The following is a 21,975-nucleotide window of genomic DNA, read 5'->3' on the forward strand; positions in this document are numbered from 1 at the left end:
CGCCCGGTGCCGGCGGGTCAGCGGGGCAGGGCCACCTGCTCCGACGACGCGGGCTGCACCGGCAGATCGCGCTCGGGCGCCACGATGAGCCGCGCCGCCGCCGACCGGCGCAGCTTGCCGGACGGCGTCTTGGGCAGGCTGCCGACCGGCAGCACGGCGACGGCGGCCGGGCGGACGCCGATCTCCGCGGTCACCGCCGACCGGACCTCGTGCTCGATCCGGCCGGACTCGGCCGGGTCCTTCGCCGCCCGCGACTCCACGGCGACCGCGAAAGACTCCCGGCCGCTGGGCGTCCGCCAGCGAACGGCGACCGCATTGCCGGCCCGGACCCCGTCGACCGTATGGGCGACCCGTTCGATGTCCGTCGGGTAGATGTTCCGGCCGCCCATGATGATCACGTCCTTGACCCGGCCGCAGACCACCACCTCACCGTCGACCAGATAGCCCAGATCGCCGGTGTCCAGCCACCCATCGGCGTCCTGGGTGGCCACCGGGCCGTCCATGGTCAGGTACTGGGCGGTCACGCACTCGCCGCGCAGGTGCAGCACGCCGACCTCGCGGTCCCCCAGCCACTCCCCGGTTTCGCTCCGGACGCCGACCTCGATGCCGCGCAGCGGCGGCCCGAGAACCGGGAAGGCGCGACCCTCGCCGACCGGTACCGCCTTGCGGTCGATCTCCATCGCGGCGGTGTCCACGGTGTCCACCTTGAGCGGGGTGCCCCAGGGATGGAAGGACACCGCCAGCGACGCCTCGGCCATGCCGTAGGCACACACCACGGCGGTCGCCGGCAGTCCGAACGGGGCACCGGCGGCCAGGAACGCGCGGACCGCGGCGACGTCGATGGGCTCGGCACCGTTCAGCGCGAACCGCAGGCTGCTCAGGTCGAGCTCGCCCGAGGTCGCCCGGGCCAGCACCCGAGCGGTCAACGCAAAGGCGAAATTCGGTGCGGCGGTGATGGTTCCGCGGTACTTGCTGATCAACCGGGGCCAGATCAGCGGCGCGGCGAGGAAGTCGGACGGGGTGACGGTGACGAGCTCGATTCCCCGGCACATCGGCAGGGTCAGGAACCCCACCATGCCCATGTCGTGGAACAACGGCAACCAGGAGACCATCACCTCGCCGGGGCGGATGTCGGCGGATTCGCACATCGACCCGATGTTCGCCCACAGATTCCGGTGGGTGATGCGGACCGCCTTCGGGGACGCGGTCGACCCGGACGTCAACTGGAGCAACGCGGGCAGGTCCTCGCCGATCTCCACCGCCGGTGCCGGTCCCCCGGGCGCCGCCATCAGTTGCGCGACGGTGAACGCCTGCACCCCGGTGCCGGCCAGCAGCTCGACGAACTCGGTGAAGGGTTCGCCCAGCACCGCGGCCTTCGCCCCGACCAGGGACAGCACCGCGGCGGTGTCCTGCGCATAGGTCATCAGGTTGGTGCGGGCGGTCGGCTGGTGCAGCATCGTCACCGAGGCGCCGGCCAGCCAGGCGGCCTGGGCCACCGGCGCCACCTCGGACGGTTGGGCGGCGAGCACGGCCACCGCGTCACCGGGACCGACGCCGTGCGCGGCGAGGACCCGCGCGCCGGCGCACGCGTGGGCGTGGACGTCGGCCCAGCTCGTTCGCACGGGCTGGTGGGGCTCGCCGGTGGTCATGCCGGTGGATCCCTGCGCCGCCGTGCGCAGGGCGTCGATAAACGCGCTCACTCCGTCGTCCTTTCGGAACACCTCGCGGGCTCGGTCGTCCCGAACCGAACGCCGGAAGGACAAACACCGTTGTTCGCTCGGCAAGCCTCGCTCATGTCACTCAAGGTAGGCCACCACCGCGCTCAGCCGGGTGAAGCGCCCGATATCGTCGCCGGATGGCGGGTAGGCACCGGCGGCTCGGCGACCCGGCGAATGGCGCCCCGGCACCGTCGATCGCGGTGGTCGGCAGCCTGAACATGGACCTGATCGTCCGCTCGCCGCGTCTCCCGGCCCCCGGCGAAACCGTCACCGGGTCAGGCTTTTCGACGTCGCCGGGCGGCAAGGGCGCGAACCAGGCCGTCGCCGCGGCCCACGCCGGCGGCCGGGTCCGGATGATCGGCGCGGTCGGCTCCGACGAGTTCGGCACCGCCCTCATCGGGGCCCTGGACGACGCCGACGTCGACACGCGGCTGGTTCGCCGGAAGGGCGGACCCAGCGGCATCGCGCTGATCACCGTGGACGACGCGGCGGAGAACACGATCGTCGTGGTCGCCGGCGCCAACGCGGCGATGTCGTCGCTCGACGAGGCCGATCGGGCGGCGATCGGTGGCGCCGACCTGCTGGTGCTGCAGCTGGAGACACCGCTGGACGCCGTGACCGAAGCGGCCCGGGTCGCCGCGGCAGCCGGCGTGCCGGTGCTGCTCAACCCCTCCCCCGTCCGGGAACTGCCGGCCGAGCTGCTGGCCGCGGTGCACCTCCTGGTGGTCAACGAGATCGAGGCGGCCGCGCTCGGCGACACGCGGCCGGGCGGCGGGCACCTGGTGACCACGCTGGGCGCGGCCGGCGCCCGCTACCGGGGACCGGGTGGCGCAACCGCGCGGGCCGCGCCGCCGCCGGTGACGGCCGTCGACACCACCGGGGCCGGCGACGCGTTCACCGGCGCGCTGGCGGTCGCCTGGTGCCGCGGCGACGACCCGGCGGCCGCCCTGCGCTGGGCCTGCGCGGCGGGTGCCTTGGCCACCACGGTTTCCGGTGCGGCCGCCCCGATGGCGGCGGACATCGATCGGGTCGCCGGCCGCGAACCGGCATCCGGCCCCGACCGGTAGCCCGGCTCGGCCAACCAGGACCGCGCTGAACAATCAGGCTCCGGCGTCGCCGCATTGCTTCCTGGGCTCTCCTACTGCGTTCATTCGTGGCCTCGCCGGCTCGACCACTAGGCTGGTCCGGCTATGGCTCACCTACTTGGCGCGGAAACGCTCCACCTCGAGTACCCCGCCAAGGTCGTGTTCGACTCCGTCTCCCTGGGCGTGGACGAGGGCGACCGGATCGGCATCGTCGGCCGCAACGGTGACGGCAAGTCCAGCCTGCTGGCGATGCTGGCCGGTCGGCTGGAACCACATCGGGGCCGGGTCACGGTCCGCGGCGGCGTCACTGTCGGCGTGCTCGATCAGGGCGACACCCTGGACGACGCCGACACGGTCGGGCACGCCGTCGTCGGCGACAGCCCCGAGCACGAGTGGGCCGGCGACCCGCGGGTCCGCGAGATCCTCGCCGGCCTGCTCGCCGACCTGGACTGGTCGGCCCGGCTGGACACGCTGTCCGGCGGTCAACGGCGCCGGGTTGCGCTGGCCCAGCTGCTGGCCGGCGACCACGACGTCATCGCCCTCGACGAGCCGACCAACCATCTGGACGTCGAGGCCATCGCCTGGCTGGCCCAGCACCTCAAGCGGCGCTGGCCGGCGACCGGCGGCGGGCTGCTGGTCGTCACGCACGACCGCTGGTTCCTGGATGAGGTGTGCACGGTCACCTGGGAGGTACACGACCGGATCGTCGAGCCGTTCGACGGCGGCTACGCGGCCTACATCCTGCAGCGGGTCGAACGCGATCGGCAGGCCTCGGCCATCGAGTCCCGGCGGCAGAACCTGGCCCGCAAGGAGCTGGCCTGGCTGCGCCGCGGCGCGCCGGCCCGCACCTCGAAGCCGAAGTTCCGGATCGATGCGGCCAACACCCTGATCGCGGACGTGCCGGAGATCCGCGACAAGGTGCAGCTGCAGTCCCTCGCCGTGACCCGGCTCGGCAAGGACGTCGTCGATCTGCAGGGCACCTCGGTGTCCTACGACGGACGCGAGGTCCTGCACGAGATCGTCTGGCATGTGGCGCCCGGCGAGCGGACCGGCATCCTGGGCGTCAACGGGGCCGGCAAGTCCACCCTGCTCGGGCTGATCGCCGGCACCGTCTCCCCCACGACGGGCCGGATCAAGCGCGGCGTGACCGTCAAGGTCGCCACCCTGACCCAGCGGATGGACGAGCTCGACGAGCACCTCGAGGTCCCGGTCCGGGTCGTCATCGAGCGGTTGCGCACCAACTACACGTTCGGCGCCGGGTCGAAGGCCCAGGAGCTCACCCCGGGCCAGTTGCTGGAGCGGCTGGGCTTCGCCGCCGGTCAGCTGTCGACCCCGGTCAAGGACCTGTCCGGCGGTCAACGGCGACGTCTCCAGCTCCTGCTGATCCTGCTCGACCAGCCGAACGTGCTGATCCTGGACGAGCCGACCAACGATCTGGACACCGACATGTTGGCCGCGCTGGAGGACCTGCTGGACTCCTGGGCCGGCACGCTGATCGTGGTCTCGCACGACCGGTACTTCATCGAACGGGTCACCGATCAGCAGTACGCGATCTTCGACGGCCGGTTGCGGCACCTGCCCGGCGGGGTGGACGAGTACCTGCGGCTGCGGGCGGCCAAGCCCGCCTCGACCGGCGCGGTGGCCTCGACCAGCGCCGGCGGCCCGGCCGCGACCGGGTCGACCGCCGACGGTGCGCTCACCGGGGCCGATCTGCGGGCCGCGCAGAAAGAGCTGACCGCGATCGAGCGGCGGCTGGCCCGGCTCGACGGGCAGATCAGCTCCCGGCGCACCGCGTTGGCCGATCACGACCAGGCCGACTACGTCGGCATCAACAAGGAAATGGCCGCCATCGGCGAACTCGAGCACGAGGTCGAGGAGCTGGAGGAACAGTGGCTGGAGCTGAGCGACCGGCTGCCGTAAGCCGGCCGTGGTCGGTGCAACCAGCGGCACCGCCCCCTCGCACGCTGTTGATCCTGAAGAACACGCCCTCATTCCTGCCGGATGGGGGCGTGTTCTTCATGATCAGCTCGAACGGGCTGAACCGTCATCGACCCGTCGGCACCACGCGCGCGCCGGGAGCGGGCCCGGCCGCGACGCGCACCGATCGGCAGGTCCCGGAACCGGCGAGTTCGGCCGCCACGGCGCCGGCGGACTCGGCATCCGCGCAGAGGAACGCCACCGTCGGTCCCGACCCGGAGATCACCCCGCCCAGCGCACCGGCGGCCTCGCCGGCGCGCAACGTACGGCGCAACTCGGGCTGCAGCGAGACCGCCGCGACCTGCAGATCGTTGCCCAGGGCGGCGGCCACCTTGGCCGGTTCGCCGCTGGCCAACGCAGCCAGCATCGTGTCGACCGGCTTGACCCGCGGTGGACTGCCCTGCTCGCGCAACCGATCGAGCTCGGCGAACACCGCCGGTGTGGACAGCCCACTCTCCGCGATCGCCAGCACCCAATGCAGCCGGGCCCTGGTCATCACCGGGGACAGCAGGTCACCCCGCCCGGTGCCCAACGCGGTCCCGCCGGACAGCGCAAACGGCACATCGGCGCCGATCTCGCGGGCGATCTCGGTCAGCGCCCGGCGGTCCAGGTCGAGTTCCCACAGGGCGGCGCAGCCCACCAGTGCGGCGGCCGCGTCCGCGCTCCCGCCGGCCATCCCGCCGGCCACCGGGATCTGTTTGGCGATGTCGATCGCGACCGGTCCACCGGCCTTGGCCCGCCGAGCCAGCAGCCGGACGGCGACCCCGGCCAGGTTCTTGGCGCCGGGCGGCACCCCGTCCGGCGGAGTACAGCGGACCGTGTACCGGCGGGACGGTGCGACGGTGAGCTCGTCGGCCAGGTCGAGCGCGTGAAAGACGGTGACCAGATCGTGGTAGCCGTCCTCCCGGACGTCCCCGACGGCCAGATACAGGTTGACCTTGGACGGTGCACGCACCCGCACGGACGGGCCGTCGGCCCGCTGCGCCGGTGGCATCGGACTCATTCGTGGGCGGCCGCGTCAATGACCTCGCGGGCCGCGGCGATTCGGGCGAACTCGTGCACGTTCAACACCTCGCCACGGGCGGACGGATCGATACCGGCCCGGGTGAGGATCTGCTCGGCGAAGGCGGGACTGCCGGCCCAGTCGGCCAGCGCGGCCCGCAAAGTCTTGCGTCGCTGGGCGAACGCGGCATCGATGACGGCGAACACCGCGGCTCGGTCACCGGCGGGCGGCCGGTCGCCCCGATCGAAGGCGACCAGCGCCGAGTCGACGCCGGGCACCGGCCAGAACACGGTCCGGCTGATCGATCCCGCCCGGCGGGCCCGCCCGTACCAGGCCAGCTTGGCGCTCGGTGCGCCATAGGTCTTCGAACCGGGGCCGGCGGCCAGCCGGTCGGCCACCTCCGCCTGCACCATCACCAGGATGCGGCGCAGGGTGGGAACTTCGGCCAGCAGGTGCAGGATCACCGGCACGGCCACGTTGTACGGCAGGTTGGCCACCAGCGCGGTGGGATCGGCCGGGGCGACCCGATCGGGGTCGGTCAGCGCGAGCCGGTCGGCGGTGATCGTCATCGCGTCGGCGGTGATCACGGTCAACGCCTCGTACCGGCCCGGGGCGTGGGCGCGGACCGTGGTCGGCAGCAGGGCGGCCAGTCGCGGGTCGATCTCGACCACCGTCAGCGCGGCGGCCACGTCCAGCAGGCCCAGGGTCAACGAGCCGAGCCCGGGACCGATCTCCAGCACGTGGTCGGTCGACCGCAGATCGGCGGCGGCCACGATGCGGCGCACGGTGTTGCCGTCGTGCACGAAGTTCTGCCCCAGCGACTTGGTCGGGGTCAATTCGAGCACCTCGGCGAGCCGGCGCACCTCGACCGGGCCGAGCAGGGTCACCGGCGGTTGATCGGTCACGACGCTCCCTCGCGGGGCCGTCGACTGCGCTGATGGTTCACTCCGATATCGAGCCCGCCCGGCCGCCCTACGCTCACGATGCCCATCCTCACACGACCGGCGTGACGGCCGGTGCCGGGCATCGCCGCGACATCCTCCGGTGATACCGAGGAAACGAGAAAGGCCCGACCGATCGGTCGAGCCTTCCTCGTCACGTGGTGCAAGCGCGATGGTCAGCCGGCGGGCGGACCGCTGGCCGCGTAACCACAGAGCCAGGGCTCCAGGCCGCGGGACTGGTACAGCAGCTTGGCCCGCATCAGCTGCTCCTCCGGGGAGGCATCCAGCGGATTGCCCGAGCCGCCAACGGAGGCCCAGGTGGGCAGGTCGAACTGGAACAGGCCGTAGGTGGACAGGTACCCGGACGGGTTGTTGACGGCCTTCGGGTTGTTGGTCGACTCGCAGAAGGCCATGCCGTCCCAGTTCACGCCGAACTCGGTGTCGTGGAAGAAGACGCGGCTGCCCTGCCAGTCGAGGGTGGACTTGCTGCCGACGTGCACCTGGTTCGGGGTCGCCTCGACCAGAGTGGTGCGGGAGATCTCCTGACGGCCGGTCTCCGCCCCGTTGGTGGTGGTCACCTGGGTGACGACCTGCTGCTTGCCCGGGGTGCCGGCGACGGCGACCTGGGTGGTGCCCTTGTTCAGGTTCGGATCGTCGACGTTCTGGTCGGTGGGCGCAACGTCGACCGTGTCGGTGCTCGTCGTGACGGCGATGCGGGTGATCGTGATCGCGGTGCCGTCGGTCACCGGGGTGGTGATGGCCGGATCGACCACGTCGTTCGGACCGATCGCGATCCCCTGGGTGTTCAACACGTCGCCGACGGTGATCCCACCGGACTGCACCGTCACCGCGGCGGTGGCGCCGTCGGCGATGGACACGGTGTGCATCGTCGTCGCGATCAGGTCCAGGCCGGTCAACGGAATCTCGCGGGACCGATCCGCGGACAGGGCCAGCGAGGCGGGGTCCTGGCCCAGCTGCAGCAGCGCCTCGTCCACGGTGTCCGCCGTCGTCCAGAGCTGCTGGGTCGTTCCGTTGATGCTCACGGTCAGCTGACGTCCGCGATCGAGCGCGATGTGCGAGCCGTCGGAGATCGCCGTGGCTGCGGCCGGGGCCAACACGTCGTGCTCGCCCGCCGACAGCCCGGCGGAATCGAGCGCGCCGGCCACGGACCCGGCAAGGGTGGTGACCTGCCGGTCCTGCCCGTCCACGGTGATCGTGACGTGCTTGGCCATCGACGCGGCGGTCACGCCGCCCACGGCGACGACGCCCAGCGCGGCGGCCATGCCGATCAGCACGAGCTTGCGGCGCCGTCCGGGTCGTGCGGCCGGCGCGGTCTCGTCGGCGCGGTGTCCGTCAGCCTTGGCGCCAACGTTGTCGGTATCTAGGCTCATGTGTGTCTTCCGATGTGTCAACCGTGACCCGGGCAGGGCAGGAGGCAACCGCAGCGATGTGGTCCCCAAACCCGCACACATCAGCACCAGCAGGCGAATCGTGATCGCACCCGTCGCCGTCCCGTCATTCGAGATCGACCGGTGCCGCCTGGTTCTGCGATAACCCCGGGGGTTTCAAGCTCCCATCCCGGCTTCTATTACAGAATAGTAACGGGGCAGGTCGTGGTGCGCAAGGCATGTGCGTGGTGAACCAAGCATGAAATAGATCACAGCGAATTCGAATGCGCACGGAAAAGCCCCCATTCCGTCCGGAATGGGGGCTTTTTCGATTTCTCAGATCACCTGGGGTGATCGGATCGCGACGATCAGCCGGCGTAGCCGCAGGCCCAGGGCGAGCTGCCACGGGAGGCGGCGACGTTCTCGGCCACCGCGATCTGCTGCTCCTTGCTGGCCAGGTCCGCGCGCGGCGCGTAGGCGGTGCCGCCACCGGAGGCCCAGGTCGAGTTGTCGAACTGCAGGCCACCGTAGTAGCCGTTGCCGGTGTTGATCGACCAGTTGCCGGTCGACTCGCACTGGGCGATGCCCTCCCAGTTGATCCCGCTGGAACCGGACGACACCGGGGCGCTGGAGCCACCGGACGAGCTGCTGGATCCGGACGACGACGAGCGCGAGGAGGACGACGAGGCGACGGGCGCCTTCTTGGTCCCGACCGTGTAGATGGTCGCCTGGGCCGGGGTCACGGCGGTCCGGGACACCTCGGTCTTGGCCGTCTCGGCACCGTTGGTGGTGGTGACCTCGTAGGTCACCGAGTCCTTACCGGCCGAACCCTGCTGGGTGACCGTGCTGACGCCCTGCTCGACCGAGCTGTCCTCGACGGTCTGGTCGGCCGGCTGAGCGACCTCGACGTCCTCGGTGACAGTGGTCTTGGCGACCCGGGTCACGGCCACGACAAGACCGTTGCTCAGGGCGGTCTCGGCGGCGGGGCTGACGGTGTCCAGCGGGCCCAGCGCGATGCCCTGCTCGTTGACCAGGTCGCCGACGCTCTTGGCGGCCGAGGTCAGCGACGCGGCGGCGGCGGCACCGTCGGAGATGGAGACGCTGTGCAGGGTGTCGGCGGTGACCTCCAGGCCGTCCAGCGGGATGCCCCGCGACCGGTCGGCGGACAGCTTGTAGGCGGACGGATCCTGACCCAGCTCGGCGAGCGCCTCCTCGACGGTGGTCGCGGTGGTCCAGATCTCGCGAGTCTGGCCGTCGATGGTCAGGGTCAGCAGGCGACCGTGCTCGACGACGATCTGCGAGCCGTCGGAGATCGCGGTATCCAGCGCCGGGGCGACGGTGTCGTGCTCGCCGACGGTGATCCCCGCGGAATCCAGGGCACCCTCGACCGAACCGGAGAAGGTGCCGACCTCCTGGGCCTGGCCGTCGACGGTCAGGGTGACGTCCTTGTGCGCAGCGAGCGCGATGCCGCCACCGGCGACGAGGGCCACGACGAGCGCGGCCGCGCCGACGAGCACCGGCTTGCGCAGGCTGCGTCCGGTCTTGACGGGGGTGGTGTCGGTATCGGAGCCGTCGGTGACGGGCTCGAAGATGTCGGTGGAGTTATCGGTCGCAGTCAAGTTGTTAGTCCGTTTTTTCGTGGTATCCGGGCAGGGTCAACCGAACGCAGAATGCTCATCGACGAGGTCGTGATAACATCCCCGGGAATCGGCCGGTTCGTGGATCTTCGTTGCGCTGATCCATCAACATGTCGGCCGGATTTTCACCGGTTGCGCGGCGGTTGGGGCGTTCCCATCCCAGCTGCTATCACGAAACGATAAACGAACGGCAACGGTTTAGATACCCCTCAATACAAACTGTGGCGTAGCTGACACTTGCTCGGGCCGGCGAAACGTGATCGGCGTCACAGTCGCTCCGACCACTTTTGCCCGCCCTTTACCTCTGCCGCCTCGCAGTAAAGTGAATCGATCAAGACGCTCAGCTGTCATGCCTGCCCAGAACTCTTGATCCGAACCTCTGTTCGGGAGCGCAAGTAAAGTGTGCTCTTTCCCTGAAAGGGGTATTGCGCATTTCGCGTCCAGCAGATAGGCGCCGCGGTCGAATTCCGCGAACCGGAATCGATCCGCCGATCGTGCGGTCAGCCGGCGGCGTATCCGCAGGCCCAGGGCGAGAGCCCGCGAGCGGCGTACACCCGCTCGGCGATGGCGATCTGCTGATCCTTGGTGGCCAGGTCGGCCCGCGACGCGTAGGCGCCGCCGCCGTTGCTCAACCAGGTCCCGCTGTCGAACTGCAGGCCACCGTAGTAGCCGTTGCCCGTGTTAATGGACCAGTTGCCACCCGACTCGCACCGGGCGATGGCATCCCAGTTCACGCTCCAGCCGCCGCTCGGGGCCGGCGCGGCGGCCGGCTGCGGTGCGGGTGCGGGAGCCGGCTCGGCGGCCGCGGGAGCCGCCTGCGCCGCGGGCGCGGGGGCCGGTTCGGGCGCCGGCGCCGCGACCTTGGTGCCGACCCGGGTGATCTTGGCCTGCGGCTCGGTCAGCACCGTGCGACCGACCTCCTCCTGCGTCCCGGCCGCCCCGTTGGTCACCGTCGTCCGGTAGGTGACCTCGGCCACGCCAGAACGGCCCAGTTGGCTCACGGTGGTGACCCCCCGCGCCATGGTGTCGTCGGGCACCGTCTGGTCGGCCGGCTGGTCGATCGTCTCGGTCACGGTCTGGGTGGTGTAAGCGATCCTGGTCAGGCTGACCTGGAGGCCGTCGCCGACGGGGGTGTCCAGACCCGGGGTGACCACGTCGTCCGGACCCGGCGTGACGCCCGCGGCGGCCAGCACGAGGCCGACCGTGGGTTGGTCGGTGACGATCGCCGACGCCGGGTCGGTGCCCACGGTCAGCGTCACCGTGGGCAGCGTCGTGACGGTGACCGTGCCCCCGGCGGTCACCGGATCGGTGAGCGCGGGGCTGACCCGTTGGTTCGCCGCGAGCACGATACCGGCCTGCGCGAGCAGGTCACCGACGGTCGTGGCGGTGCCGGTGACCTGCTGGGATGTTCCGTCGACGGTGACCGTGGCGGTGCGCAACGTGTCGGCGGAGACCGTCAGGCCGTCGAGCGGAATCAGCCGGGTGCGGTCGGCGGACAGCCGGAAGCCGGCCGGGTCCTGCCCGAGTTCCTGGAGGGCCTGTTCCACGGTGGTGGCCGTGGTCCAGACCGCCCGGGTCTGACCGTCGATGGTCAGCGTGAGCAGGCGCCCGCGGTGGATGACGACCTGGGCGCCGTCCTCGATCGGGGCGTCCGGGGCGGGCGCGACGGTGTCGTGGGCGCCCACCGTGATCTCGGCGTCGTCGAGCACCCCCTGCACGGTGCCGGCCATCGTGCCGACTTCCTGGCTGGCGCCGTCGGTGACGACGGTGACTGTCTTATGCATCGCAACGGCGATGCCGGCCGCCACCCCGAGGACCACGACGATGACCGAGGCGGCGACGCCGACGATCTTCGCCCAGGACCGGCGCCGCGCCGGCGGACCGGCCTGGTCCGCCGGTGCGAGAGTCATCAACCCGGCCGATTCGAGGTCCCCGGCCGGCTGGTCGACGTCCCCATCGACGCCCCGATCCGTCCCGGACGGTCGGTCGGGGCTGAGGTCGGGCGTCGAGGTCATGGGCCATCCAGCGTCGTCGGGACCGGTGGCGACGCGGTCGGTTGCGTCCGGTCCCGGATTCCGGGCACAAAAAAACAGGGCCTGTCCCCGACTGATCGGCTGATGTCCCCAAGCCGTTCAGTGCGCCGACAGGTCCTGCCCCTGACGCAACCGAGCTTCCCCGTCCCGGTTGTTATCACGGAAGGGTAACGGTACGGGCACGACGAGGCAACCTCAGGGCGTGGCAAACGTCATGGCGCGATCGCGTAGACGCGTTCGGCGTTGCTCCGCAGCAGGTCGCACAGCTCGACCAGGTCCTGGCCGCGCAGTTCCGCGAGGGCCCGGACCGTGTACGGCAGCGCGTAGGGCTCGTTCCGTTTGCCTCGGTGCGGGTGCGGCGTGAGGAACGGCGCGTCCGTCTCGGCCAGCAGCAGCTCGTTCGGGACGACCCGGGCCGCGTCGGCCAACTCCCGGGCGTTGCGGAAGCTGACCGGTCCGGCGAACGAGAGGAAGTAGCCGGCGTCGGCACACTCCCGGGCCATCGCCGCATCGCCGGAGAAGCAATGGAAGATGACCCGGTCCGGCGCGCCCTCGGCCCGGAGAGTGGCCAGCACACCGTCGTGGGCGTCCCGGTCATGGATCATGACCGGCTTGCCGAGTCGCTTGGCCAGGTCGATGTGCCAGGCGAAGGCCTCGGCCTGGGTGTCGTGCGGGGCGGCGTCCCAGTAGTGGTCGAGGCCGGTCTCGCCGACGGCCACCACCCGGGGGTCGGCGGCGAGCCGTTCGATCTCCCGGCGGGCGCCGTCGGTCAGGGCGTCGGCCCGGGTCGGATGCAAGGCGACCGCGGCGTACAGGTCCGGGTGCCACTGCGCGGCCTGCACCACCCAGCGGGCGGACGCCAGGTCGTCGGCGACGGTCACCACCCGGGTGACGCCGACCGCAGCGGCCCGGTCCATCGCCGCGGCGACCTGCTCGGGCGTCCGGGCGCCGCACGCATCCAGGTGGGTGTGGCCGTCGACGACCGGGGCCGGCAGCGGGTCGGGCGGCGGGGCAAGCGGTCGGCCGGCGACCGCCTGGTGCGGTGCGTCCGGCTCCGCGGTGGCGGCGCGAGCCCCGGTGGTCACCGGTCCCCCCCACCGCTGTTGATCATGAACGACACGCCCTCATTCACCCGGCTCCGGTTTGAGGGCGAGTCCTTCATGATCAACGGCAGGGCCGGGGGCTCGCCGGTCATCCGATCGGTGCCCAGTCCGGACCGGTCTCGCCGAGCTTGGCGTCGAGCTTGCCGAACAGCGGGGTGGGCTTGGCCAGCGGCGTCCCGACCTCGATGTCGCGGCGGGCCCAGGTGGCCTGCTCCCTCGCGTAGTCGCCGGTCAGCACCGGGTAGTCCACGACGTCCGGCACGCCCACGCCCTCGACGTCGTCGGCGAAGTCGGTCACCGTGCGGATCTCCGGCTGGGCCGCCCAGACTCCCTGCCCACCCAGCGCTTCGAAGATCTTCTGGCTGGAGTGCGGCAGGAACGGCGTCAGCAGCGTCTTGGCGTCGTCGACGACCTGCAGCGCGGTGTGCAGGACGGTGCCCTGCCGGTCCGGATCGTCCTTGATCTTCCACGGCTCGGACTCGGAGATGTACTTGTTGGCCAGCCCGACCACCCGCATGGCCTCGGTCGCGGCCTGCTTGAACCGGCTGCGGCCCAACAGATCTCCGACCGTGGCAAACGCAGCCTCGGATGCCTTCAGCAGCGCGACGTCGGCATCGGTGCGCACGACCGGCGCCGGGATCGCGCCGAAGTTCTTGTGGGTCATGGACACCGAGCGATTGACCAGGTTGCCCCACTCGTTCGCCAGCTCGAAGTTGTTGCGGCGGATGAACTCTTCCCACGTGAAGTCGGCGTCCTGGTTCTCCGGGCCGGCGACCGCGATGAAATAACGCAGCGAGTCCGGGCCGAACTCCCGCAGGAAGTCGCCGACGTAGATGACGGTGCGCCGGGAGGTGGAGAACTTGGACCCGCTCATCGTCAGGAACTCACTGGACACCACCTCGGTCGGCAGGTTCAGCGCGCCGAAGGTTCCGGCGGTGCCGCCGTGCGCGCCGCGGCCGTCGTAGGCCAGCAGCTCGGCCGGCCAGATCTGGGAGTGGAACGTGATGTTGTCCTTGCCCATGAAGTAATAGGCGCGGGCCTGCTCATCCCCACCGTGCCACCAACGCTGCCAGGCCTCCGGATCCGGTTGCCCGTGATTGCCGAACCTCCTGGCCCACTCGATCGACGCGGACAGGTACCCGATGACGGCGTCGAACCACACGTACAGCTTCTTGTCCGGGCGATCCCGCCACCCGTCCAGCGGAACCGGGATGCCCCAGTCGATGTCACGGGTCATCGCCCGAGGCTTGAGGTCGTCCAGCAGGTTCAGCGAGAAGCGCAGGACGTTCGGGCGCCAGTCGGTGCGGGTCCGTAGCCAGCTGCCGAGAGCATCGGCGAGCGCCGGCAGGTCCAGAAAGTAGTGCTCCGACTCGGTGAAGATCGGAGTCTCACCGTTGATCCGGGACCGCGGGTTGATCAGATCGATGGGATCGAGCTGATTACCACAGTTGTCGCACTGGTCACCACGGGCACCGTCGTAACCGCAGATGGGGCAGGTGCCCTCGATGTAACGGTCGGGCAGGGTCCGCCCCGTCGACGGGGAGATCGCCGACATGGTGGTCCGCGGGACGAAGTAGCCGTTGCGGTGCACCGTCCGGAACAGTTCCTGGACCACCGCGTAGTGGTTCCGGGTGGACGTCCGGGTGAACAGGTCGTAGCTCAGGCCCAGCCCCTGCAGGTCCTGCACGATCACCTTGTTGTACCGGTCGGCCAGCTCCCGTGCGGTGACGCCCTCCTGGTCGGCCTGCACCAGGATCGGGGTGCCATGCTCGTCGGTGCCGGAGACCATCAGCACGTCGTTGCCGGCCATCCGCTGGTACCGGGAGAAGACGTCGGCGGGAACCCCGAAGCCGGAGACGTGGCCGATGTGCCGGGGCCCGTTGGCGTACGGCCAGGCCACGGCGGTCAGGACGGGCTTGCTCATTCCGGTGAGCCTAGTCGGCCGAGCATGCGAGGCCGTCCAGCTCCACTGACGGGCCGGGGCCGAGCGTTCGAGGCCGCCCCGGCGAACGGACCGGGCGCCGGATTGCTCAGGGCCCTCCCAGCCGGCCGAGCAGGCGACGCCGCCGGGTAGCACAAGCAGGCGTGGCCCCGCGCGGATCAACTGCGCCGGCGCGGAGCAAACGACGTCGTTGGTGACGGATGGGACAGGAGTCCAGCAGTTGCGCCGCGCGGGTCGTGGGCCGCACCCGGGCCGGCCCTCGATCAGCGGCTCCGGGCGCAGCCGGGGTGACTGGCGCGATACCGGCGCAAGTAGACCGGCCCTGCGCCACTGGCCCCGGCCGGCCGGGGCGACAGTGCCCGGGCGTTCCCGCGGAGTCGACCACCGTCGGCGAGTGGCGCACCACCGGCGTAGGTAGACCGGCCCCGCGCCACTGGCCCCGTCCGGTCGGGTGCCCGAACCCTGGTTGGCCGGGCTTGCGGGGCCAGCACTGAACATGGTGGGCGTTCCCGCGGGAACGTCGCGGTGGGTGCGGGGTGGAACGTTCCCGCGGGAACGGTCCGCCCGGGGGCGGGTTAGTCGGTGCGGGTTTCGGTGCGGTCGCCGGACCACAGGGTGTGGAAGGTGCCGGGTTGGTCGACGCGGTGGTAGGTGTGGGCGCCGAAGTAGTCGCGTTGGCCCTGGATCAGCGCGGCGGGCAGCCGTTCGGAGCGCAGGCCGTCGTAGTAGGACAGGGCGGCGGCGAACCCGGGGGTCGGGATGCCGCTGGTGGCGGCGCCGGCCACGACGCGCCGCCAGGAGTCCTGGGCGTGGGTGATCGCCTGGGTGAAGTACGGGGCCAGCAGCAGCGACGCGGGCACTTCGGAATCGACGGCAGTGACATCAAAAGCTTCGGTGATGCGGTTGAGGAACGTCGCGCGGATGATGCAGCCGCCGCGCCAGATCCGGGCGACGGCGCCGACGTTGATGTCCCATCCGTATTCTTCGGCGCCGGCGTGGATCTCGTCCAGGCCTTGGGCGTAGGCGACGATCTTCGAGGCGTACAGGGCGACCCGGACGTCTTCGATGAACGCGTCGACGTCGGCGGGTGGGGTCGGGGCGGGCCCGGGGAGCTGCCCGGCGGCGGCCTGCCGTTGCGCGGTTTGGGAGGACAGGCCGCGGGCGAACACGGCTTCGGCGATCCCGGACACCGGGATGCCCAGGTCGAGGGCGGTCTGCACGGTCCAGGTGCCGGTGCCTTTCATCCCGGCGGCATCGGTCACGATGTCGATGAACGGTTTCCCGGTGGCGGCGTCGACCTGGGCCAGGACCTGGGCGGTGATCTCGATCAGGAACGAGTCCAGCTCGCCGGTGTTCCAGTCGGCGAAGATCTGCCCGATGCGGGCGGGGGTCAGGCCGGCGCCGCGGCGGAGCAGGTCGTAGGCCTCGGCGATGAGTTGCATGTCGGCGTACTCGATGCCGTTGTGGACCATTTTGACGAAGTGGCCGGCGCCGTCGGTGCCGATGTGGGTGCAGCACGGGTCGCCGTCCACATGCGCCGAGATCTTTTCCAGGATCGGACCCAACGATTGGTAGGACTGCGCGGATCCGCCGGGCATGATCGAGGGCCCGTTCAACGCGCCTTCCTCACCGCCGGACACGCCGCAGCCGACGAAATGGATGCCCCGCTCGGCGAGGGCGGCCTGCCGGCGGCGGGTGTCGGCGAACTTGGCGTTGCCGCCGTCGATGATGATGTCGCCCGGCTCGACCAGGTCGGCGAGTTCGTCGATGACGGCGTCGGTCGGTCCGCCGGCCTTGACCATGATCATGATCTTGCGGGGCGTCGCCAGCGACGCGACGAAGTCCGCGGTCGACTCGGACGGCACGAACACGCCATCACCCCCGTGCTCGTCGATCAGCGCGGCTGTCTTGGCGTACGACCGGTTGTGCACCGCCGTGACGAACCCGTTCCGGGCGAAGTTCCGGGCCAGGTTCGACCCCATCACCGCCAACCCGGTCACGCCGATATCGGCAAGCGGGGTGGATGCATCAGTCATGACAGCGCCTCCGGGCGTGATCGAGCCGACAGTTCGACGAGGGCAGACCACGAGCCTTCCGCACGACTGTGAACGCCGCGCTACGGGGTCCGCTCAGCCGCCCGCCCCCAGTGCGAGCTTGACCGCGGCGGCGACGCGGGAGCCGTCCGCCCGGCCCTGCGCCTTCGACTGCACGTCCTTGATCACCAGGCCCATCTGCCGCATCGTCGGCGCCGTACCCGTGGCCGCGGCCACCGAGTCGATGGCGGACCGGACCAACTCGGCGACCTCGTCGTCGGTCAGCGCCGTCGGCAGGTAGGCAGACAGCACATCGGCCTCGGCCCGCTCCTTGGCCGCCTGCTCCGCGCGGCCCGCGCCGGCGAATGCCTCGGCCGCCTCGCCACGCTTGCGGACCTCCTTCTGCAGGACCGCGACGACCTGGTCGTCGGACAGTTCCTTCGCCTCGGTGCCGGCGACCTCCGCGGTGGTGATCGCGGCCAGCGCCAGCCGCAGGGTCGCGGTGGTCAGGGTGTCCCGGGCCTTCATCGCCGCGGTCAGGTCGGTCCGCAGCCGGTTCTTCAACTCGCTCACGGTGTGGAGGCTTCCAGGCGCACCCTTGACAGTCAAAGCTAATGCTATTAGCTTTTTAGCTATGCCTACTAGCCAAACGCTGTCACCCACCCACTTCCTCGACCGCGGAGAGGGGCGCATCGCCTACGACGTCACGGGCGATGGCCCGCTGATCGTTGCCGTCCCCGGCATGGGTGACCTGCGGAGCACGTTCCGCCACCTGTCCCCGGCCCTGGTCGGCGCCGGGTTCCGGGTCGCCACCATGGACCTGCGCGGACACGGGGACAGCGAGGCGACGTTCACCACGTACGACGACGAGGCCGCCGCCTCGGACGTGCTCGCCCTCGTCGAGCACCTGGGCGGCCCGGCGATCCTGGTCGGGAACTCGATGGGTGCCGGCGCGGTCACCCTGGTCGCCGCGCAGCGCCCGGACCTGGTCAGTGGGCTGGTGCTGATCGGCCCGTTCGTGCGGAACCCGGAGACGAACGCGGCAACCCTGCTGATGTTCCGGGCCATGATGGGCGGGCCCTGGGCGACCCGGGTCTGGGCGAGCTACCTCCCGTCGCTCTACCCGGGACGTCGCGACGAGGACTTCCAGGCGCACCGGCGGGCGATCGTGGCCTCGCTGCGACGCCCGGGCCACCGGAAGGCGTTCACCGCGACCACCCACACCACCCACGCGCCGGTCGAGGCGGTCCTGGACCGGGTGCAGGCCCCCACCCTGGTGATCATGGGCACCAAGGATCGCGACTTCCCCGATCCGGTTGCCGAGGCGACCCTGGTGGCCGACCGCCTGCATGGCCGATCGGCGAACTGACGACGCCGGCGATCGTCGACTTCGCCCGCGAGGTCGGCGGACGGCACAGTGCCTAGGGTCGGGCTGACCCGCGCGCAGTTGGCCGAACGCGCCGCCGAGATCGCCGACGCGAACGGGTGGGACCGCCTCACCCTCGCCGACGTCGCCGCCTCGTTCGGGGTGCGCTTGCCGAGCCTGTACAAGCACGTCGGCTCGTTGGCCGAGTTGCGGCGGGATGTGTCGGTGCTGGGCGCCCGCGAACTGCTGGACGAGTTGACCGCCGCGGTGGTCGGTCGTGCGGGGACGCCGGCGTTGACCGCGCTGGCCGGCGCCTACCGGACCTTTGCCGAGCGCTGCCCGGGCCGATACGCGGCGTCGGTGGTCGCGCCGAACGCCGACGACGAGGAGCACCTGCGCACCGCGCAGCGGCTGCTGGACGTGCTGACGGCGGTCCTCGCGGAGTTCGGGGTCGAGGGTGATGACGCGATCCACGCAATCCGGGCGCTACGCGCCCTGCTGCACGGCTTCGTCGCGCTGGAGGTGGCCGGGGCCTACGCCATGCCGCTGGACCTGGACGTGAGCTACCGCCGGATGGTCGACGGTTTTGCCGCCGGCCTGACCCGCGGCCGACCGTCGGCGGCCCGCGGCTGACCCGGGGCGACGCGCTGCCCGCCTGCCGTTGATCGTCGCCGTTGCACCGTGTACGGCGCCCAGGCGGGCAGGAGGCCGTGCTCAACCGGACAGGGATCAACGGCGCGAGCGAGGTCAGCTCCGCCTGGTCGCCACCGCCGCCGCGTAGACGGTGCGCCGGGGCAGCCCGAACCGAGCGGCGACTTCGTCCACCGCGTCGCGGCGAGAACGCCCGGCGACGACGAGTTCCTCGACCAGCGCTGCCAGTTCCGAGTCACCCGGCGCGACCGCAGGGGCGGCCGGCGCGCCGGCCACCACCAGCGTGAGTTCGCCCCGCAGCCCGGCGTCGGCCGCCGCCACCAGGTCCGCCAGCGAACCCCGAATCACCTGCTCGTAGGTCTTGGTCAGCTCCCGGCACAGCGCGGCCGGGCGATCCGCCCCGAACGCGTTCCGCATCGCGGCCAGCGCTTCGCCGATCCGGTGCACGGACTCGAAGAACACCATCGTCCGCCGCTCGCCGGCCAACTCGGCCAACACCCGCGTGCGCTCGCCCGCCTTGCGCGGCAGGAATCCCTCGAAGCAGAACCGGTCGGAGGGCAGGCCGGACAGCGCCAGCGCGGTGATCACCGCGGACGGACCGGGCACGCAGGTCACCGGCAGGCCGGCCGCGGCGGCCGCCGCGACCAGGCGGTACCCCGGGTCGGACACCGAGGGCATCCCGGCATCGGTCACCAGCACCACAGTGGCCCCGTCCCGGACCCGGTCGAGCAGGCCGGGGATGCGCGCCTGCTCGACGGCCTCGTAGTACGACACGATGGCGCCGGGAACCTCGACACCCAGGTCGGCAGCCAACCGGCGCAGCCGGCGGGTGTCCTCGGCGGCGATCACGTCGGCGGTGGCCAGCGCCTCGCGGAGCCCGTCGGACGCGTCAGCGATCCGGCCGAGGGGGGTGCCGGCCAGGACGAGCCGACCGGCGGTCACGCCCGACCTCTCGATCGCGGCCGCTCGAACGATCCGGCACCCGGCTCGAACGATCCGACACCCGGCCGGGCGGCGTTCCGCGGTCGCTCGGACGGCCCCGCGACCGGGCGGCCGGCGCGCACGCCCGACCACCCGATCGCGGCAGCCGATCGGTCGGACCCGCACCCGGCACAACGCCGGTGTCCGGCGGGCGGGCGAGACTCAGCCGCTCGGACGAACCCGCGCCCGACGCGGTCCCCCGGTCGACATGCGTTCGGTCGCCGAGCCTCCCTCACACCGGCACACATGCGGCCACCCTACGATCGTCCGCATGTCTGCCCCGCCGTCCCTGGCCGATCCGGTCGCCGAGGACGCGAACCCGGCGGCCGAGCCGGACGACGAGCTCCTGCCCGAGCGCCCGGATCCCGCCGACACCGTGGTGGCGATCGGCGACATCCCGCCGCTCACCCGGCCCGTCGGGCGGGTCCGCCGGGTGCTCCCACCCCCGCCCGTCGACCGGGCCCGCGGCTGGATCGTGACCGGCCTGATCACGTTCGTCGCCGCACTGGTCCGCCTGGTGAACCTGACCGCCACGGACACCGGCACCCCGCTGTTCGACGAGAAGTACTACGCCATCCAGGCCTGGGAGATGCTGCGGAACGGCGGCGTCGAGGACAACCAGGCGTTCGGCGTCGTCGTGCATCCCCCGCTGGGCAAGCAACTGATCATGATCGGCGAGTGGCTGCTCGGCTACAACCCGACCGGCTGGCGGCTCGCCTCCGCGGTGGCCGGCATCGTGTCCGTCCTGCTGATCATCCGGGTCACCCGGCGGATGACCGGCTCCACCTTGCTCGGCGGGATCGCCGGGGTGCTGCTCATCTGCGACGGCGTCAGCCATGTGCAGTCCCGCTCGGCCCTGCTGGACATCTTCCAGGCCGTCTTCGTCCTGGCCGCGTTCGCGTGCCTGATCGCCGACCGGGACCAGGTTCGGGCCCGGTTGGCCGCCGCCGTGGCCGGAGATGTCGGTTCCGCCCACTGGGCCGGGATCGCGTTCGGCGCCCGCTGGTGGCGTTTCGGCGCCGGCGTACTGCTCGGCCTGACCACCGCGGTGAAGTGGTCCGGCGCCTACTGGATCATCGCGTTCCTTGCGCTGTCGCTGATCTGGGACATGCAGTCGCGACGCGAGGCCGGGGTGCGGCGGCCGGTCCGGGCGGGCGTCCGGCGGGACCTGCTGCCCACGATCTGGTCGCTCGGCATCGTCCCGGTGCTGGTGTACGTCGGGTCGTGGTGGGCCTGGTTCGCGTCCGAGACGGCCTGGCCGCGGCACACGCTGGTGGCCGTGGACAGCAACCGCTCGGACTGGAAGAGCGGGTTCCTGTACGAACTGGCCCACGCCTGGCAGAACACGCTGTGGCAGTGGACGTGGAAGATGCTCGACTTCCACGCCCACCTGCTGACGCCGACCGACCCCAGCAAGCGGCACCCCTGGGAGTCCAAGCCGTGGACCTGGCCGCTGGGCACCCGGCCGGTGCTCTATTTCTCCCCCGCCGACGCCCCGTGCACGAACGACCCGGCCACCGAGTGTGTGCGCCGGATCTTCCTGATCGGCACCCCGGCACTGTGGTGGATCTCGCTGTTCGTGCTGGTCTGGGCGTTGTGGAAGGCGGTCGGCCGGCTCGATTGGCGATACGCCGCGGTGCTGGTGGCCTACGGCGCCGGCTACCTGCCCTGGTTCACCAACCTCGACCGGCAGATGTACTTCTTTTACGCCACGCCGCTGGCGCCGTTCCTGGTCATCGGCATCACCCTGGTGCTCGGCGACATTCTCGGCCCGGCGGCGGTGAACGGGCGGCTATGGGTGGAACGGCGGTACACCTCGATCGCGGTCGTCGCGCTGTACGTCGGCCTCGTCGTCGCCAACTTCATCTGGCTCTGGCCGATCCTCAACGGCGAACCGATCACCCACGAGCGGCTCACCATGGAGACCTGGCTGCCGTCCTGGGGATGATCACCGGCGCGGCCGCCCGGCCTCGCCGGCGGTGGCAATCACGTTGGCCGCCACGACGTTTGAGCCAGCGACCGGCCGGGTAAAGGAGCTGACGCGGGGGCCGGACCGGCCCCGGCGGGCCGCACCGCACGGGTATAGGGTCGACTCTGGTCGAGCCCACCACGACCGG

General features: G+C 71.3%; 16 protein-coding genes. 5 read left to right on the plus strand and 11 right to left on the minus strand.

Annotation, left to right across the window (positions count from 1 at the left end; translation table 11 throughout):
- Positions 1-17: 17 nt before the first annotated feature.
- On the minus strand, positions 18-1,700 hold the full coding sequence (locus ACILSK_RS17605; protein ID WP_395728478.1) for a fatty acyl-AMP ligase: 1,683 nt from the start codon (positions 1,698-1,700) through the stop codon (positions 18-20).
- A 155-nt stretch (positions 1,701-1,855) separates the two neighbouring features.
- On the opposite strand from ACILSK_RS17605, the gene ACILSK_RS17610 reads away from it, so the two are divergent.
- Together ACILSK_RS17610 and ACILSK_RS17615 are read left to right on the plus strand one after the other, a co-directional pair.
- A complete protein-coding gene (locus ACILSK_RS17610; RefSeq protein WP_395728479.1) occupies positions 1,856-2,785 on the plus strand; it encodes a ribokinase in 930 nt (309 codons plus the stop codon).
- 123 nt (positions 2,786-2,908) lie between these two features.
- A complete protein-coding gene (locus ACILSK_RS17615; RefSeq protein WP_395728480.1) occupies positions 2,909-4,723 on the plus strand; it encodes an ABC-F family ATP-binding cassette domain-containing protein in 1,815 nt (604 codons plus the stop codon).
- 124 nt (positions 4,724-4,847) lie between these two features.
- On the opposite strand, the gene ACILSK_RS17620 is transcribed toward ACILSK_RS17615, so the two are convergent.
- The 9 genes from ACILSK_RS17620 to ACILSK_RS17660 form a co-directional block, all read right to left on the minus strand.
- On the minus strand, positions 4,848-5,774 hold the full coding sequence (locus ACILSK_RS17620; RefSeq protein ID WP_395728481.1) for a 4-(cytidine 5'-diphospho)-2-C-methyl-D-erythritol kinase: 927 nt from the start codon (positions 5,772-5,774) through the stop codon (positions 4,848-4,850).
- A 5-nt stretch (positions 5,775-5,779) separates the two neighbouring features.
- Positions 5,780-6,688 (minus strand): 16S rRNA (adenine(1518)-N(6)/adenine(1519)-N(6))-dimethyltransferase RsmA, encoded by a 909-nt coding sequence (gene rsmA / locus ACILSK_RS17625; protein WP_395728482.1) that lies wholly within the window; start codon positions 6,686-6,688, stop codon positions 5,780-5,782.
- Between the two features lie 212 nt (positions 6,689-6,900).
- A complete protein-coding gene (locus ACILSK_RS17630; RefSeq protein WP_395728483.1) occupies positions 6,901-8,115 on the minus strand; it encodes a ubiquitin-like domain-containing protein in 1,215 nt (404 codons plus the stop codon).
- A gap of 365 nt (positions 8,116-8,480) precedes the next feature.
- Positions 8,481-9,731 carry a ubiquitin-like domain-containing protein gene (locus ACILSK_RS17635; RefSeq protein WP_395728484.1) on the minus strand — a complete coding sequence of 417 codons (1,251 nt, stop codon included), beginning with the start codon at positions 9,729-9,731 and terminating at the stop codon, positions 8,481-8,483.
- Positions 9,732-10,249: 518 nt separating this feature from the next.
- The gene (locus ACILSK_RS17640; protein ID WP_395728485.1) at positions 10,250-11,764 is read right to left on the minus strand and encodes a ubiquitin-like domain-containing protein; all 1,515 of its coding nucleotides are present in this window, start codon (positions 11,762-11,764) and stop codon (positions 10,250-10,252) included.
- A gap of 230 nt (positions 11,765-11,994) precedes the next feature.
- The gene (locus ACILSK_RS17645; RefSeq protein ID WP_395728544.1) at positions 11,995-12,777 is read right to left on the minus strand and encodes a TatD family hydrolase; all 783 of its coding nucleotides are present in this window, start codon (positions 12,775-12,777) and stop codon (positions 11,995-11,997) included.
- A 196-nt stretch (positions 12,778-12,973) separates the two neighbouring features.
- The gene (gene metG, locus ACILSK_RS17650) at positions 12,974-14,809 is read right to left on the minus strand and encodes a methionine--tRNA ligase (protein WP_395728486.1); all 1,836 of its coding nucleotides are present in this window, start codon (positions 14,807-14,809) and stop codon (positions 12,974-12,976) included.
- 593 nt (positions 14,810-15,402) lie between these two features.
- Positions 15,403-16,863, minus strand: a complete 1,461-nt coding sequence (gene gndA, locus ACILSK_RS17655; protein ID WP_395728487.1) for an NADP-dependent phosphogluconate dehydrogenase — start codon at positions 16,861-16,863, stop codon at positions 15,403-15,405.
- Between the two features lie 93 nt (positions 16,864-16,956).
- Entirely contained in the window at positions 16,957-17,433 is a 477-nt protein-coding gene (locus ACILSK_RS17660) for a GatB/YqeY domain-containing protein (RefSeq protein ID WP_395728488.1), read from the minus strand.
- A 61-nt stretch (positions 17,434-17,494) separates the two neighbouring features.
- Here ACILSK_RS17660 and ACILSK_RS17665 point away from each other — a divergent pair, with 61 nt between their 5' ends.
- Complete coding sequence (locus ACILSK_RS17665; protein ID WP_395728489.1) at positions 17,495-18,229, plus strand: alpha/beta fold hydrolase; 735 nt, start codon at positions 17,495-17,497, stop codon at positions 18,227-18,229.
- Between the two features lie 48 nt (positions 18,230-18,277).
- Positions 18,278-18,859, plus strand: a complete 582-nt coding sequence (locus ACILSK_RS17670; protein WP_395728490.1) for a TetR/AcrR family transcriptional regulator — start codon at positions 18,278-18,280, stop codon at positions 18,857-18,859.
- A gap of 114 nt (positions 18,860-18,973) precedes the next feature.
- Here ACILSK_RS17670 and rsmI read toward each other — a convergent pair whose 3' ends face one another.
- Entirely contained in the window at positions 18,974-19,819 is an 846-nt protein-coding gene (gene rsmI / locus ACILSK_RS17675; protein WP_395728491.1) for a 16S rRNA (cytidine(1402)-2'-O)-methyltransferase, read from the minus strand.
- 310 nt (positions 19,820-20,129) lie between these two features.
- Between rsmI and ACILSK_RS17680 the strand changes: the two genes are divergently transcribed.
- Complete coding sequence (locus tag ACILSK_RS17680; RefSeq protein ID WP_395728492.1) at positions 20,130-21,806, plus strand: dolichyl-phosphate-mannose--protein mannosyltransferase; 1,677 nt, start codon at positions 20,130-20,132, stop codon at positions 21,804-21,806.
- The last annotated feature ends 169 nt before the right edge of the window (positions 21,807-21,975 follow it).

Source organism: Nakamurella sp., assembly GCF_044224575.1.
Taxonomy (GTDB): Bacteria; Actinomycetota; Actinomycetes; order Mycobacteriales; family Nakamurellaceae; genus Nakamurella.